Raw genomic sequence first — 15,775 nt, forward strand, 5'->3', positions numbered from 1 at the left:
ATTACACAATCGATTAAATTTTTAGATATGAACGTAAACGCTGCATTTAGATACCCTGCATACGCATTGATTCATTTTTTGATATTTTTTATAGGAGCAGCGGATTTGATCGCTCAGCCCGCCTTTAAGTCAACCCAGATATCCAACGGGTTACTGCTCCGTTCAGGGGATAAGACCCTTAAGGTTGAATATCTAAATCCGGCCATGGTTAGGGTCAGAAGTGTGCCGGGTGGCGAACTCACAAGTAATTCTACAAATGTTTGCCTTCCACAGCCGAAAAATAAAGTCAAACTGCTTTTCACCAGAGGCAGCGATCTAATAAGTGTGAAGTCTACACAACTGGAGGTAAGGGTGAAGTTGGCAACAGGAAGTATATCATATTACAATAACAAGGGTATTGCACTTTTAAAAGAAGATCAGGAAAATCCCCGTTCCTTTGAAAGAATAGAACTCCTTAAGTCCACCTATAACGATGCCATCAGTAAGGTTGATAAGACAGCGAACGGCGATCAGGTGCAGGCCAGTATTACCCGTAAGGAGAAAATGGGATCTGCCTGGCATGCTAAACAGCATTTCACCTGGCAGAGTGGGGAGGGGCTTTTCGGTTTGGGATCCCATCAGGAAGATTTAATGAATTTGAGAGGGAGCCGGCAATACCTTTATGAACATAATCTTAAGAAAAGCATGCCTGTTTTAATGTCAGATAAGGGGTACGGACTTTTATTTGATTCCGGATCGGCTATGATCTTCCGTGATGAACCCGAAATGCATGGTATGGAAATGCTTGCAGTAAATCAGGTCGATTATTATTTTATGTACGGACCTGATTTTGATCAGATCATTCACCAGTTCCGTAGCTTAACCGGTAAAGTAGAAATACCGCCTAAATTCATGTTCGGTTACATACAATCTAAAGAGCGCTATAAAGATGCGCATGATCTGGACAGCGTGTTGAACAGATTTAGAAAAAATGCCATTCCGTTAGATGTGATTGTACAAGACTGGCAATATTGGAAAGGTAATTTATGGGGATATAAGAAATTTGATGAGACCAAATACCCTGAGCCCGAACAAATGATCAGGAACATACATAGTAAAAATGCTCATTTGATGCTGTCCATTTGGCCGCAGGTGGCAGCAGAAGAAGAGAAAGAGATGTCAGCAAATAAGTTTGTTCTTGGACGTAAAATATATGATGCTTTTGATCCCGCAGCGCGAAAAATGTATTGGGACAATTATGTTAACAAGAACTTATTTTCAAAAGGAGTGGATTGTTGGTGGTGTGATTCGTCAGAGCCTGTCGAGTATGACTGGACAAGTAAGGCCAATGATATAGCAAATGATCCTTCTGCGCGTTTTCAGAAAAATGTACAGGTGATGGCTGATTTGCTTGGTGACCTCAGGGTGAATCTTTTTGCTTTACACCATGCAATGGGTATCTATGAGAATCAGAGGTTAACGGGTAGTACTAAGCGCGTAGTGAACCTTACAAGGGCCTCTTATCCCGGGATGCAAAGGTACGGAACGATGGTATGGAATGGAGACACCAAAGCTACCTGGAGCGATTTTAAAAGTTGGATACCAGGCGGACTAAACTATATGGCAACAGGTTCGCCTTACTGGACGATCGATGCCGGGGCTTTTTTTGTTAAACCAAGCAAAACCTGGTTTTCTAATGGCGGATTTCCTAAAGGCACTGCTGACAATGCCTACCGGGAATTTTATGTTCGGAATTTACAGTATGCTTGCTGGTTACCGATTATGAGAAGTCATGGCACCGAATTTGCAAGAGAACCATGGGAGTTCGGCCAACCTGGAGATGTGTTTTATGACGCTATTCTAAAGCAAATAGAGCTCAGATATAAACTTCTGCCATACACCTATTCTATAGCTGCAATGGTTAATAAGCTGGACTACACCATGACGAGATCGCTTTTATTCGATTTTCGTAACGATCAAAGGGTAAAAGATATTAAAGATGAGTTTATGTTTGGCAATGCTTTCTTGATTTGCCCTGTAACAGATCCTCAATATTTTGGAAATGGCCAGGCATCGTTAAGCGATGATAAAGTGAAAAGCAGAACAGTTTATCTTCCTGAAGGAACGTATTGGACCGATTTCTACAGTGGAGAAAAATATAAGGGGGGCTTAAATATAAATTCGATCAGTCCGCTGGATCATATACCTGTATTTGTTAAAGCAGGAGCGATAGTCCCATTGGGTCTCAATCAGCAATTTGTTGGCGAAAAACAAGATGGGCCTCTGGAGATCAGGATCTATCCAGGCAAGGATGGGAAATTTACCATGTATGAAGATGATGGCACTACTTATGGCTATCAAAATGGAAAAAGTTCAAGCTACGATCTGGTATGGGATGATTTTCGTCGTGAGTTATTTATATCCAAACGCAGGGGGGCTTTTGATGAAATGGCCAATGAAAGAAAGATGAATGTCGTGATCGTAGAAAAAGGTAAAGGCATTGGCTTGGCTGAAGTTACCGGTAAGCAGTTGATATATAAGGGGAAAGAGCTCAGAATGTCCTTTTAAATCAATTATTTTCCTGGTCATCTAAGTTTTGCAATAACAAAGATTCTTTGTGATGTTTATTAATAATAGGAAGGTATATAACTAAGTTATAGTAAATGACATATAAATAAAATTTACTAAATCGATTTAGTTTTCTATCATTGTATTGGCTTTAATTGCCACCAATAAAAACTATGAGAAGAATATTACTATTATTTGCGGCATTGATCAGTTTTGACTCAGCGGCCGTAAAAGCGTTTACTCCAATTAATCGATCAGAAAAAAAACATTTTGGTATTTTTTCCCCGGACAAAAAGATCAGGGCCGTGTTTAAAACCGATGGACGCCGGTTGACTTACGAGTTGAGGTTTGAGGGAAAGCAAATTATTCTTCCGTCAGATTTAGGACTTAAGATCAATGGCGAGAATATTGGCCAAAATGTTTCTGTTACCTTAAAAAAAACAAGCTTCCATTCAACTAACATTAAATGGCCTCTTGGAGAAGATGCAATAATTGACAATACCTACAATGAGTTCGAACTCGTTTGTCGATCAAAGAGCTATAACTATAAGGTTATGGTAAGGGTTTATAATGGCAGTTTGGCATTTCGATATGTGGTGCCGCAATACAGGAAAAGCCGGGACAATTGAAGATTCAGCAGGAAGTTACAAGGTTTAACTTAACTGAACCATACAAAATTTACCAGTACCATCATGAAAGCGTGTTCAGCCCTGTTTGGATCGACTCTTTGAGTAATTCCTGCGATCTTCCGGCTACCTTGGAAAACGGAAATTATTGTCTGAGTATTGGTGAAGCTGATAATCGGAATTTTACCAAAGCGGAATTGCAGAGAGGGGGGGATCCCAACAGCTTATCTGTTGCTTTTGTGAGGGATACCCTTGTAAAATATGACGCAGGATTTGAAACCCCATGGCGTACTGTAAGTGTTTGCAAAGATGCTATTGGCTTACATCAATTTAGTTCGCTGTCTATAAAATTGTCGCCCCCTTCCAATATCGATATGTCGAAGATCATTCCCGGAAAGCTTATCCGTTCACAACTGAACACGCAGAGTGGTTTGGATTGCATAGATCTGGCAAAAAAACTTGATTTTAAGTATATTATGTTTGATGCTGGTTGGTATGGCCCTGAACGTGCATTAAGCTCCGATCCAAGGGTAGTTATCCCTGAGATCGATCTGCCAAAGGTAATTGCCTATGGGAAGCAGAACGGTATCGGTGTGATACTTTATATTAATTATATAGGTCTGAAAAACCACTTGGATGAAATTTTACCTGTATATAAGCAGTGGGGGATTGCCGGATTGAAATTTGGCTTTATTGATGGTTTTACTCAAAACGGATTGACCTGGCTGACCGAGGCCATCCGTAAAGTGAATGAGGCGGGTCTGCTTTTGAACATCCACGATAATTATAAACCTACCGGCCTGAGCAGGAGCTTCCCTTATCTATTGACGCAGGAGGGGATAAGGGGAGATGAAAATAGTCCTGATGCATTTCATACCACCACCTTACCCTTCACTCGATTTATTGCCGGTGCAGCCGATTTTACTTTTTGTTATCCTAATCCCAAAAACACTTTCAGTAAAAATTTAAAAGTAAGCAAAGGTCAGCAATTGGCTTTAACTGTGATCTATTTTAGTCCGTTGCAATCCGTTTTTTGGTATGGACAACCTAAAGATTATACTAACTACGACGACATTGAATTTTTTAAATATGTCCCAACAGTTTGGGATGAGACGGTATACCTTGCTGGTGGTATCGGCAAATACATTAGCGTTGCCCGAAGGACCGGTAATACTTGGTTTATCGGCAATGCGGCCGGATTTAATGACTGGAAGCAAACAGTTAAACTTAACTTTTTGAAACGCGGTAAGGATTATATGGCTACGGTCTATGAAGATGGGAATGGAAGCGTTCTTTGGAAAAGAACCATAAAATTGAAGGCGGGGGAAAAATTGCAAATAGATGTTAAAGGCAAAGGTGGTCAGGCAATTATCATAAGGCCCATAAATTAATCGTTCTAAATTATCTTGACAATGATGATGAATCGTAACATGAAAAAGAAGATCGGATTGGTTTCCGTTCTGATGATATCGGTATTTTTTACACATGCACAAAGCTTTATCCATCCAGGTCTCTTACATTCAAAAGATGATCTGTACCGGATGAAAAAGGCGGTAGCTACAAAGGAAGAACCAATTTACTCAGGGTTCAAATTGTTTTCGGAAAATCCTGTCTCTCAAAGTAATTACATAATGAAAGGCCCGATGGCTATGGTTGGACGTAATCCTACAATTGGTCAGTCCGTTTATGATACGGATGCAAATGCAGCTCATCATAATGCAATTATGTGGTCAATAACTGGCGATAAAGCCTATGCCGAAAAGGCTATTGAAATTATTAATGCCTGGTCATCCAACTTAAAGTCTATAACAGGGCGAGATGCCGTTTTAATGGCTGGTTTAGGTCCATTTAAGATGATAAATGCAGCAGAGATAATCCGCTATTCAAATGCGGGATGGAACGAGGCTGACATCATTAAAGCCGAAAAACATTTTAAAGAGGTGATCTACCCTGTATTAAAAAATTATGCGCCGTTTGCAAACGGAAACTGGGATGCCGCCGCCTTAAAAACGGTGCTGTCTATCGCTGTTTTCTGTAATGACCGGTCCATGTTCGAGGACGCTTTAAAGTATTACGTAAATGGCCAGGGTAATGGGCGCTTAGCTAATTATGTGATCAACGATGCTGGACAGATCCAGGAGAGCGGCCGAGATCAGGGGCACACGCAGTTGGGCATTGGTATGCTTGCGGAGTGTTGTGAAATTGCGTGGCATCAAGGTCTCAATTTATATGGCTATGATAATGATCGTCTTTTGAAAGGGTTTGAATACGTGGCTAAATTTAATCTGGGCAACGAAGTGCCTTTCGTGGAAACATTGGATCGCACCGGCAAATACCACCACAAAGCGATAGCACGACAAGATCGGGGGCCCCTCCGTGCTGTATATGAACAGGTTTATAACCATTATGTGAACCGTATGAGCGTTCCGGCGGCATATACGCAACTGGCCGCAGAAAAGTTGAGGCCGGAAGGGCCTGGAAGGCCCGGTGCTGACCACCCGGGTTATGGAACTTTATTTTACAGTAAAAAAGTCGGCGATTCTTTAATTAATAAAAGTGAAGTTCCGGTAGCACCGGCAGGACTGGTAGCCACAGCCCATAGGACAACCATAGGGCTTTCCTGGATCATGCCTGTAGGAGCCCAAAAATACACGATCAAAAGGGCCGAAAAGGCTGGAGGACCATATAAAGTCATCGTAAGTGGTCTCTCTGCATCTAAGTTTGAAGATACCAATGTGAAATTGGGACAATTGCTTCATTACGTGGTAACTGCCTCTAATAGCAAGGGTGAAAGTGTGCCTTCTCGAGAAATTTCAATTTCTGTCGGACTTTTTGGGCGTTGGAAACAAATGGATATTGGAAAGGTCAGAAATTCAGGGAATACCCAGTTTTGTGATCAAACTTATTACATGGATGCTTCTGGAACAGGAATTGATTCATTAAAAGATTCATTTCATTATGTCGCAGTACCATTAAAAGATAAAATGGAAATTTCCCTGAGGTATGTACCGCAGATCAGCTCTCAATTTTCATCTTTTGGAATTGCGGTAAGAGAAACCACTATGGCTAACTCGGCGCAGTTTTCTTTAAGTTTAAATCCCGGAAAAAGTGATCAGATAGAAGCACCTAACTGGCATGTGCGTTTTTCAGAACGAAGCAAGGATGGAGGACCGATCAGGCTGATAAATACTGTAGAAAATTTGCCGGAGTCTACGGTTACATACGGCCGCCTGACCGGGTACTACTGGTTACGTTTAAAACGTGAAGGTAAACTTTTAAGCGCCTTTGTTTCTTCTGACGGCAAGAACTGGAGTAATGCGGGTGTCGCGTCAATTACCTTTAATAATGGTTTCGTTGGTTTTTTTGCAGCTTCCGGGATGCCTAATAACACTATTGTCAAGTTTGATAGTATCGATTTAAAATAGAATTATTGGTAAGTATAAGTTTCTATAATTATAGACCATTTTGCAGCTTTATACAAATGCTTAAACCGTTAAAATGGTAAATTATAAATATTGGATGTCCTTCATAGTATGGCAAAGAATTGAGCAATACTTTGAAAGACATCCTTGTTTACGCTTCAACTTATCAGTAATAACCCTATTGATTGATTTGGAATTACTGATTCAATATCATATGATGAACAGATCAATAAAAATACAAGCCAGACTGATAACTCGAAAGGCGAAAAAACAAGCGGTTGTGTAATAGTGACGTTTGGTTAATTATGATATTGCCTTGAGATTGATCAATTTACGATCAAGTGATCGATAAACGTGCGGCTATGTTGTAGTTAGATCATCTGAAATATTGCTGGGGCAAATTCCTTAGCGCCAGGAGGACATAAAATAGCTGATGATGAGATGTAAATATCTGAAAGTTTTTTCGAGTTCGTTAATCCTAACAGTAATTGATTAGAGTACTCTTTTTGAAGAATATCTTCCCATTAAAAATCAGGCGACTGCAACTGAAATATCTTATTCATTAGTACCCATTTTTCTCCATTGCCAGCCCATGACAAGGGTTTTTGAAATTTTGACATCATATTCTCCCATTGTTGTACTATTGCATTATTAGCATCTTCTTGAGCTTTACGGTTAAAATCAAAATCGTTTGATGCTTCTATAATCATAAAAAGCCGGTTGCCTGTACGGTATATCTCCATCTGTAATACTCCAGAGCTTTGAATACTGGCTTTGACTTCGGGCCAGCCATTTTCTGCCTGATGCCAATATTCATATTGGGCTATCAGCGCAGGATCATCAATCAAGTCAAGTGCAAGACAGTATCGTTTTATTTGGTTATTATTCATTTAGATTTTTATATTATTCCTTTATTTTAGGATTGCAATAAGTTGTGAGAATTATTGTCTTATTAGGGACTGCCATAAACGCTTAAATATCATGAATGATAAAGAGTCTCAAGGGTTTGTCTATAAAATGTGGGAAGCCGCAATAGATTCGGTCTTAGGCTGCCTGATGCGATAGCCGCTGAGGCCGAACAGGGCAATAATAACAAAGCAACACAAAGGCACCCAATAGCCATCTTGAATATTGCCGGTATGATCGCTGATGTAAGCATAAAAGCGGGGGACGATAGCACCGCCGACAATTGACATAATGATCAGGCTGCTGCCATATTCTGTGTCGCTGCCTAACCCTTTGATACCGAGTGCAAAAATCGTTGGGAACATAATGGACATAAAAAAACAGATCCCGATCACGATGTAAACCGTAACAATCCCATGAAAATAAATGGCTCCGAAACATAACAATACGTTAATGACAGCGTACAGTCCGAGCAATTTTTGCGGTGCTATAAACTTCATGAGCGCCGTGCCTATGAAGCGGCCTATTAAAAAACTGAAGCCTGCTGCGCCGAGATAATAAGACGCCGCAGTTTCATTAATATGGGCAGCGGTTGTGGCATAAAGTAGGAAAAGGCTTAATACACATACTTGGCCTCCGACATAGAAGAACTGCGCGGCTACTGCCCAAGACAAATGTTTGTGACGAAGCGCCTGAAAAATATGCCGGCTTTTGGTGGTGGTATTAGCTGCGTGCGTATTAACGACAGGCATTTTGGTAAAAAAGAAAAATACGGCAATAACCAGTAAAACTGTGCCTAATATAAAATATGGCATTTTAACAGAGGAGGCCTCAGTTGCCAAAGCAAACTGTTGCGCAGCAGGACTCATGGCCTTGAGTGCCTCCTCGGTATAACTCTTTGTTAAAATAAACTTAGCGCCAATAATCGGAGCGAGCGTTGTAGCCAGTCCATTAAATGATTGTGCGAAGTTTAAACGGGTTGATGCACCTTCCGGATCGCCGATTACAGTAATGTATGGATTCGCGGCGGTTTCGAGTGTGGTGAGTCCACACGCAATTACAAATAATGCCACCAAAAAAAATGTGTACTGCTGTGTGTTTGCTGCAGGGATAAACAGATAACACCCCGCTGCAAACACGATTAAGCCGGTGATTATCCCCACTTTATAGCCCCCTTTTTTGATAATCATTCCTGCAGGAATAGCCATCAGGAAGTAAGCCATGAAAACGGCTGAATCTACCAATGTGGCCTGAACGGTACTTAAAGTAAATGATCGCTTTAAATGAGGAATGAGTATCGGATCTAAATTGTGGGCAAATCCCCATAAAAAGAATAAACTGGTGAGTAATATTATGGGAAATATGGAATCACGCTTAGTCATGCATTTAACAGTGTTATGGTTAATATATATTTGTTGTGAAGTAGATTATACCGTAATTTTTATTTAGCTGATAGCCCCGTTAATTTTTATTACGAAAGCATCTTTGCCTTGTGGAACGGCTGGCATTTGCACAGCCAGGCCGTTATCGGTTTGTTCAAAACTTAATTTGGTATGCTCGCCGAGCAGCTCAACGCCGGTTACTTTATTTTTGCCGGTAATGCTTTTAATCAAGATCCTGCTTTCTGTAGGCCAACCCATCAAAATAGCATATAAAATGTTACCCTTGGTGGTAAAGCGTATATCTTGTGCACCAAATGGTTTTCCTTTACCTTCATTAAAGCCTTGTGCACTCAATGGCGCTTGAGATTCCATTGCCGGGCCTTCTCCAAAAACAGTCCAAGGCCTTGTACTATAAATGGCTTCGCTGTTGACCTGCATCCAGGCTGCGATGCCTTCTACGACGGCGCGTTCCTTTTCATCAATGGTGCCGTCGCCGCGCACCGGTACATTAAGTAAAAGATTCCCGTTCTTGCTGACCACATCAGCTAATGTATGGATGATCGTTTTTGTTGTCTTATATTGATTACGGTCATAAATACGCTGGTCATAATGCCAGCCTCCTATACAGGTGTCTGTTTGCCATGGCAAAGGCTCAATTTTATTGCTTTGTCCTCGTTCAATGTCCCAAACCATACACTTACGTTGCTGTTCATCTAAAACTTTACCAAAGACTACTGATCGTAACTGTCCGTGATCTTTAATACTTTTATTATATAAATGCGCCGCAATACGCAGACCTGCATCGCTAACCGGCCACAGTGGAAGTACTGTATCATCAAAATATATCAATTCAGGATTATACCGGTCTATCAATTCAATGGTACGTTTGTAAAAATTCTCGCAGTAGGCTTTGGTAGGCTGTGCTACTCCGTTACCCCAGTTCCACTGGCGATGAATCATGCCATTATCCCAACTATTTTCACTTAGCGGATGATTTTGCGCATAAAGTTCCTGAGGGTCCAGGCCATCCCACCATTTACCGGCTCCATCGTTTTTAGTTATTTTGCCATCATAGGGTATTCCCTTATATGGCCCGTTTTTATCTGAACGCTGTGCGGTTTCCATCCAGCTCCAGGCATGCGCAGCATGAACGCTTACGCCAAAAGGTAGATTATTGTTTTGGGCTGCTTTTGCCCATTGGCCGATGATGTCTTTCTTAGGACCTATTTTAGTTGAGTTCCAGGGCTGATGCTTACTTTTATACAGATCGAAATTATCATGGTGATTGGCTAACGCCATAAAATATTGTGCACCCGCTTTTTTGTACAATGACACCAATTCTTCGGGGTTCCAGTTTTCTGCCCGCCATTCATTGATGACGTCTTTGAAGCCAAACTTCGATGGATGTCCGTACTTCTTAATATGATATTTATACTGCTCACTCCCTTCCTGGTACATGCCGCGTGCATACCAGTCTCCATATTCGGCCTGGCATTGTGGCCCCCAATGTGCCCAAATTCCAAATTTTGCATTTTTAAACCATTCAGGCACCTGGTAATTGGCCAGCGATGACCACGTTGGTTCAAAACGGCCGGCATACCCTAACGGATCTAGTGCACTATTCAAAATGCCACGCCCTTGAAGTTTGGATAAACCTAAAGAGGCTGCGCCGGTGGTAAGGGTTTTAAGAACTGTTCTTCTTTGCATATAGCTTAATTATAAGTAATTTAACATTAAAGGCAAATTTTTTCGGGGCGGTAATCTACCAGAGGCTGCCGCCCCCGAAAAACTTAAACTAATTTGGGATAAATCAATTAATACCCCGGATTTTGAGTGAGCTGGGGATTCAGATCACGCTCTGACTGTGGTATGGGCCACAATTCGTTTTTACCTACAACAAAATTCCGTTTTTTGTAGATGTAGTAGCCATCTGCATCAACCTGGAAACCCGGTGTATTATTTAATTTCATGCCGGTAAATTGCTGGCTGTTCTCTGATGCGATGATGCCCCAGCGTAAGCAATCGTAATAGCGTAAACCTTCAAACGGAAACTCTACCCGACGCTCTCTCCTGATGATGGTACGCAGGGCGATTGGATCTAAAGTGGTTACGGCTGGCATATGTACCGCTGCTCTGCCACGCACTTTGTTAATGGTATTGTCAAGCAGTGCCTGGTCAACCCCCGCGCCTGATTCCAGCCTCGATTCCAGGTAGCCCAGCAATACCTCGGCATAACGGATCAAAGGAAAGTTATTACCATCGTTAGATGTGGTGGCCACGTTAGGATCATCCTCCAAAAATTTATAGATGGCATAACCGCTCCATACTCCCGGATACTGATCTAAACGATCCACCAGTGTTGTGCCCGGTTTAGCGGTGTAGGTACGTCCTCTGAAAACCGTACGATCTGATATCATGATGTTAAAGTCCATTCGGGGATCGCGGTTATTGTAAGGGTTATTCTTATCGTACAAAGGCGACTGGGTGATGGGCTTGCCATCGGTACACTCAAACTCCTTCACCAACTCATTAAAAGGTGAGAACTGGTGCCATCCTCCCCAGGTCTCGGGGGTGAGGTACTGTAGCAAGGCATGGCTGTAAGTATCTCTTATGTACTGCATTGACAGCAAAATCTCCGGGCTGTTCTCTCCTGCGAACAAGAACAGCTCTCTGTAACGCGGATCAATGCTATACGCGCCCATGTCAATAATGGATTTATAAGTGGTAGCCGCATCGGCCCATTTCTTTTGAGCCATTTGTAACCTGCCTAATATAGCCAGCGTGCTTGCAGCGGTCATGTGACCTTGCTGTGCAGCAGGTACTGTGTTGGGTAGTGCTGCAGCAGCGGCTTTAAGTTCGGTTTCGCAAAATGCCCATACATCAGCTTTAGGTGTACGGGTTACGCTGTTGGCCTCGGTAGTGGTCAGTAACTTTTGCACCAAAGGAACATCGCCGAAATAAAGTGCCAGGTTAAAATAATCGTAAGCACGAATTGCGCGAACCTCGGCAATCATTACGTTTTTGGCATTGGCATCCATTGTTACCTGCACAATGTTGGTTAAGAAGTTATTGCAACGGGCGATTTGACGATAAGTGCTGCTATAATAAGTTCCGGTAACACCGTTTGCCGTGTTGAGCGAGCCGTTGGTAATGTTATCTGGTAACGATTCCTTTTCAGAACCATTGCCTGCGGCTAGGTCAAGGTTTACCATACCTAACGATGACCAAAAATTGTAATTGGTGAAGCCTGCCCCGGTGTCATATACACCATTGAGTGCAAGGGTAGCATCGTTAGCTGTTTTCCAAAAGGTAGCATCTGAAATAGCCGATAGTGGCTGTTTATCAAGCAGGTCTTTTTTACAGCCTGTTGTGGTTGATAAAAGTACGCTTAAAACAACCGAGGTTTTAAGCAATAAACTTTTTCTATTTAATATCTCTCGCATGGTTAAATCATTTTAAGCTATAATCAAATCAGTTAGAGTTTGACATTAAAGCCAAAGGTGTAAATTGCAGTAATTGGATAGTAGTTGGGCTGATCGCCTGAGCCTTGCATGTTCTCAGGGTCCCAACCGGTGTAGAATTTATCCCACTTGAACAAGTTCTGACCGCCTGCAAATATTCTGAGTTTAGATAAATGAAGTTTTTGGGTAAGCGATGGTGATAACGTGTAACCGATCTGCAGGTTTTTCAATCTTAAGAAAGTTCCCGATCTGTTCCAGAACGAGTTGGTTTGCACGTTGGCGCTTCCCTGTCCTAAGCTGGTAATTCGCGGATATTTGGCATTCGGGTCGGGGTTGGTCGGAGTCCAGGCATTATCGGCCTGCCACTGCTGAATGTTCCCCCCGTTGTAATAGGCAAATGCCATGTACGAGCCCATTTGCTCGGTGTAGCCTCCCAATCCCGAAAACAAGACCGAAAAATCAAAGCCTTTATAGCCTGAGTTTATTTGCAAGCCGTACGAGGTGGTAGGGTTTTTATAGCCGATAATTGTACGGTCATACGTCGCATCTACTTTTCCGTCAGGAACACCGTTAGGGCCGCTGATGTCTTTAAAGCGGATAACACCTGGTTGTCCGGGAGTTGGCTGGGCCGGGTAGCTGGCTACATCACTCGCATCCCTAAAAATACCGTCGGCTACGTAACCGTAAATAGGGTTCATTGGCTGGCCAACAAAAAAGTCGGGAATCACACGCTGGATGTTGCCTGCAATTTCGGTAACCTTTTGTTTGTTGTACGAGAAGTTAGGGCTTACGCTTAACGAGAAGTCACCTTTCTTCATATTGAAGGTTAAGTTGGCTTCGATACCGCGGTTACGCAACGAACCTGCGTTTAATGTTGGCGCACCAAGACCCAATGTGTTTGATACAGGAACGTTGTAAAGTATGTCCTTAGCGGTACGATTGTACACACCAACGGTACCGGTGAGTTTACCTTTCCAGAAGCCAAAATCGAGGCCTAAATCTGTAGTGGTTGTAGTTTCCCATTTAATGTTTGCATTTGATGCATTAGTTACTGCCGCACCGGTTACCAAAGTACCGCCAAAGGTATAACGTGGCGATGTATTGATCACAAACTGGTAGGGATAGTTGCTGATGTTACCATTACCCAACGAGCCATGCGAAGCTCTGATCTTTAACAAGTCGATCCAGTTTAGCTTGTCTTTTATAAAAGATTCTTCGGAAATTACCCAGCCGGCTGATACACCAGGGAAGAAGCCAAAACGATTACCGGGTGCAAAGCGCGATGAGCCGTTGTAGTTAGCATCTAACTCAAGCAGATATTTACCTTTATAATCATAGTTTAAACGGCCTATGTACGATTGCAAAGCATACTCGTTGGCCGAGCCACCGTTTTGCTGATTTGCGGTAGAGCCGAGGTCAAGTTGATAAAGCAGGTTATTTGGAAAACGGTCGCGCGATGCGTTGAAATTATCATCGCGGTGTTCTTCCTGCTGGTAAACCAACAGTAAATTAAAGTTGTGGTCTTTAAAAGAATGGTTGTATTTTAAAATACTGTTTAAAGTAACCTCGTAGCCTTCGGTATAGTTATTACTTAGTCTATTAGGACCTACGTATAAGTTTCGGTCTAATTGCAGATCGGCGGTATAAGTCCTTCCAAAACCATTATAATAATGGTAACCGGCCGTACCGCTTAAACTCAATCCTTTCAGTATATCCCAGGTGAGCATGGTACTACCATAAAAGTTTTTTGCTTTGTAATTGCTGAAACCTTCGCTGTCTAACCAACCTTCGGGTGAATAGTTGTCCTGGTGCCCGTATGTACCGTCTGATTTCCTTCCGGCAATAGTATTAGGCTCACGTACTGCATAACCTATAATTTGTCCTATTCCTCCGTAACTTGCCTGCGGCTGGTTTTCGGTACGGGCAAAGCCGGTAATGCTGGTCTTTAAGGTTAATTTATCAGTTAAACGGCTATCGATGTTAGCCAATATATCATAACGCTTGTTATTGGTTTCGGCAGTAATACCGTTAAGGTTACGGTAGCTGGTTGAGAACAGGTAAGTGTGCCTGCCTTCGCCACCCGAAAAGCTTACATTATGATATTGCTGAAAGCCTGAACCTGAGTTTAGCAGATCTTTTAAGTGGTAAACGTTGGGGTAATTATCAGGGTCGTTACCGGCTGCATATTTAGCCACTACATCAGGTGTAGCGCCCGTGAGCTGTGCGTAAGTTGCCGAGTTTACGAATTGAGGCAGTTCGGTTACTTTTTCCCAGCCAAAATAATTGTTGTAGGCTATTTGGGTAGCACCTGCTTTACCTCGTTTGGTTTGAATTAAGATAACGCCGTTTGCACCGCGGTTACCATAAATAGCGGCCGATGCGGCATCTTTTAAAACGCTTATGCTGCCTATGTTGTCAGGAGCCACGTCGTCAATAGATCCGGCTATGCCATCAATTAAAACCAGCGGCGAACGGCCGGCACCAAATGAGCCGATACCCCTGATGGTAATATTAGCGCCATCAGCACCCGGGCGACTGCTGCCCTGCACTACCTGCACACCCGGCGCAAGGCCCGATAATGCCTGCGATGTTTGGGTGATAGGACGATTATCTAACTGAGCCGAATTTACAGTGGCAACAGAACCTGTAAGGTTAATTTTCTTTTGTGTACCAAAACCCACCACAACCACCTCTTGCAGGTCTTTATTAGCTTCTTTTAGTTGTACATTGATAGTGGTTTGGCCGTTAACAGGCATTTCGCGGGCCGAAAAACCCATGTAGGTAAAAACAAGTATGCTGTTATTATCAGGCACGTTAATGGCATAATTGCCTTGGTTGTCGGTGGCGGCGTTAATATTGGTTCCTTTAACATTGACTGTTACCCCGGGTAAGCCTTGTCCGTTTAAATCGGTTACCTTACCGGTAACCTTAATGGCCTGGGCAAGCTGCACTTCAACAACACGTGATAAGTTTAATGCGGATGGACGGGCAACAATTTCAGGTGTACCGCCTTTTGAGTTGGCATAGGTAGTTCCAGTGGCCACTACCAGTATAAAGGCCGGGCTTAAACCTTGCCTTAAATATTTTTTACGCCAAATATTGAGGTTTAATAAATTTAAGTTCATAAATTGGGTTGATTTATTTGTAAAAAAATAAACATAGAAGCCCTACATCACCCGAAAGGTGACCAAATGCGCAGTAGGAAATTTTGAAAACGGGGAGTGGTGGAAACACTTCTCGTTTTTTTGGTAATGCTCGTTTTATCTCTTCATGCTATTACATTTAGGTTAATCAATAATTGGTTACTTAAGCTTGGGTATGTATCTCTTCTCATATACCCGGTCAATTCATCATATGGTGAAGCTATGCTCAAATTAATTTTTAATAATAGTCTGGGCTTTAATCTTGGCGCTCATCTCGGCGTATGATAG

Annotated in this window: 9 protein-coding genes; 4 read left to right on the forward strand and 5 right to left on the reverse strand. The window is 42.4% G+C overall.

All coding sequences use genetic code 11. The features are described from left to right. Positions 1 to 27 precede the first annotated feature (27 nt). From QE417_RS01155 to QE417_RS01170, 4 genes are all read left to right on the forward strand, one after another. Positions 28 to 2,547 (forward strand): glycoside hydrolase family 31 protein, encoded by a 2,520-nt coding sequence (locus QE417_RS01155; RefSeq protein ID WP_311946992.1) that lies wholly within the window; start codon positions 28 to 30, stop codon positions 2,545 to 2,547. A 173-nt stretch (positions 2,548 to 2,720) separates the two neighbouring features. Beyond that, complete coding sequence (locus tag QE417_RS01160) at positions 2,721 to 3,176, forward strand: glycoside hydrolase family 97 N-terminal domain-containing protein (RefSeq protein ID WP_311946994.1); 456 nt, start codon at positions 2,721 to 2,723, stop codon at positions 3,174 to 3,176. Then, positions 3,173 to 4,564, forward strand: a complete 1,392-nt coding sequence (locus tag QE417_RS01165) for a glycoside hydrolase family 97 protein (protein ID WP_311946996.1) — start codon at positions 3,173 to 3,175, stop codon at positions 4,562 to 4,564. The genes QE417_RS01160 and QE417_RS01165 overlap by 4 nt, the downstream gene beginning before the upstream one ends. Positions 4,565 to 4,603: 39 nt before the next feature. Further along, positions 4,604 to 6,598 (forward strand): alginate lyase family protein, encoded by a 1,995-nt coding sequence (locus QE417_RS01170; RefSeq protein ID WP_311946998.1) that lies wholly within the window; start codon positions 4,604 to 4,606, stop codon positions 6,596 to 6,598. A gap of 521 nt (positions 6,599 to 7,119) precedes the next feature. Here the strand turns inward: QE417_RS01170 and QE417_RS01175 are convergent. The 5 genes from QE417_RS01175 to QE417_RS01195 all read right to left on the reverse strand — a co-directional run bounded on the left by QE417_RS01175 (position 7,120) and on the right by QE417_RS01195 (position 15,469). Next, positions 7,120 to 7,485, reverse strand: coding sequence for an L-rhamnose mutarotase (locus QE417_RS01175; RefSeq protein WP_311947000.1), 366 nt, complete (start codon positions 7,483 to 7,485; stop codon positions 7,120 to 7,122). Positions 7,486 to 7,605: 120 nt separating this feature from the next. After that, complete coding sequence (fucP, locus tag QE417_RS01180) at positions 7,606 to 8,883, reverse strand: L-fucose:H+ symporter permease (protein WP_311947002.1); 1,278 nt, start codon at positions 8,881 to 8,883, stop codon at positions 7,606 to 7,608. 63 nt (positions 8,884 to 8,946) lie between these two features. After that, positions 8,947 to 10,590, reverse strand: a complete 1,644-nt coding sequence (locus QE417_RS01185; RefSeq protein ID WP_311947004.1) for an alpha-L-fucosidase — start codon at positions 10,588 to 10,590, stop codon at positions 8,947 to 8,949. A gap of 107 nt (positions 10,591 to 10,697) precedes the next feature. Beyond that, positions 10,698 to 12,326: a RagB/SusD family nutrient uptake outer membrane protein gene (locus tag QE417_RS01190; RefSeq protein WP_311947006.1), complete on the reverse strand. Its 1,629-nt coding sequence runs from the start codon at positions 12,324 to 12,326 to the stop codon at positions 10,698 to 10,700. Between the two features lie 32 nt (positions 12,327 to 12,358). Next, the gene (locus QE417_RS01195) at positions 12,359 to 15,469 is read right to left on the reverse strand and encodes a SusC/RagA family TonB-linked outer membrane protein (protein WP_311947008.1); all 3,111 of its coding nucleotides are present in this window, start codon (positions 15,467 to 15,469) and stop codon (positions 12,359 to 12,361) included. Positions 15,470 to 15,775: the final 306 nt, after the last annotated feature.

The organism is Mucilaginibacter terrae (assembly GCF_031951985.1).
Taxonomy (GTDB): Bacteria; Bacteroidota; Bacteroidia; order Sphingobacteriales; family Sphingobacteriaceae; genus Mucilaginibacter; species Mucilaginibacter terrae_A.

Coding starts and splice junctions, on each gene's coding strand:
- QE417_RS01155 (WP_311946992.1), top strand. CDS start 28: ATGAACGTAAACGCTGCATTTAGATACCCTGCATACGCATTGATTCAT.
- QE417_RS01160 (WP_311946994.1), top strand. CDS start 2,721: ATGAGAAGAATATTACTATTATTTGCGGCATTGATCAGTTTTGACTCA.
- QE417_RS01170 (WP_311946998.1), top strand. CDS start 4,604: ATGAAAAAGAAGATCGGATTGGTTTCCGTTCTGATGATATCGGTATTT.
- QE417_RS01175 (WP_311947000.1), bottom strand. CDS start 7,485: ATGAATAATAACCAAATAAAACGATACTGTCTTGCACTTGACTTGATT.
- fucP (WP_311947002.1), bottom strand. CDS start 8,883: ATGACTAAGCGTGATTCCATATTTCCCATAATATTACTCACCAGTTTA.
- QE417_RS01185 (WP_311947004.1), bottom strand. CDS start 10,590: ATGCAAAGAAGAACAGTTCTTAAAACCCTTACCACCGGCGCAGCCTCT.
- QE417_RS01190 (WP_311947006.1), bottom strand. CDS start 12,326: ATGCGAGAGATATTAAATAGAAAAAGTTTATTGCTTAAAACCTCGGTT.
- QE417_RS01195 (WP_311947008.1), bottom strand. CDS start 15,469: ATGAACTTAAATTTATTAAACCTCAATATTTGGCGTAAAAAATATTTA.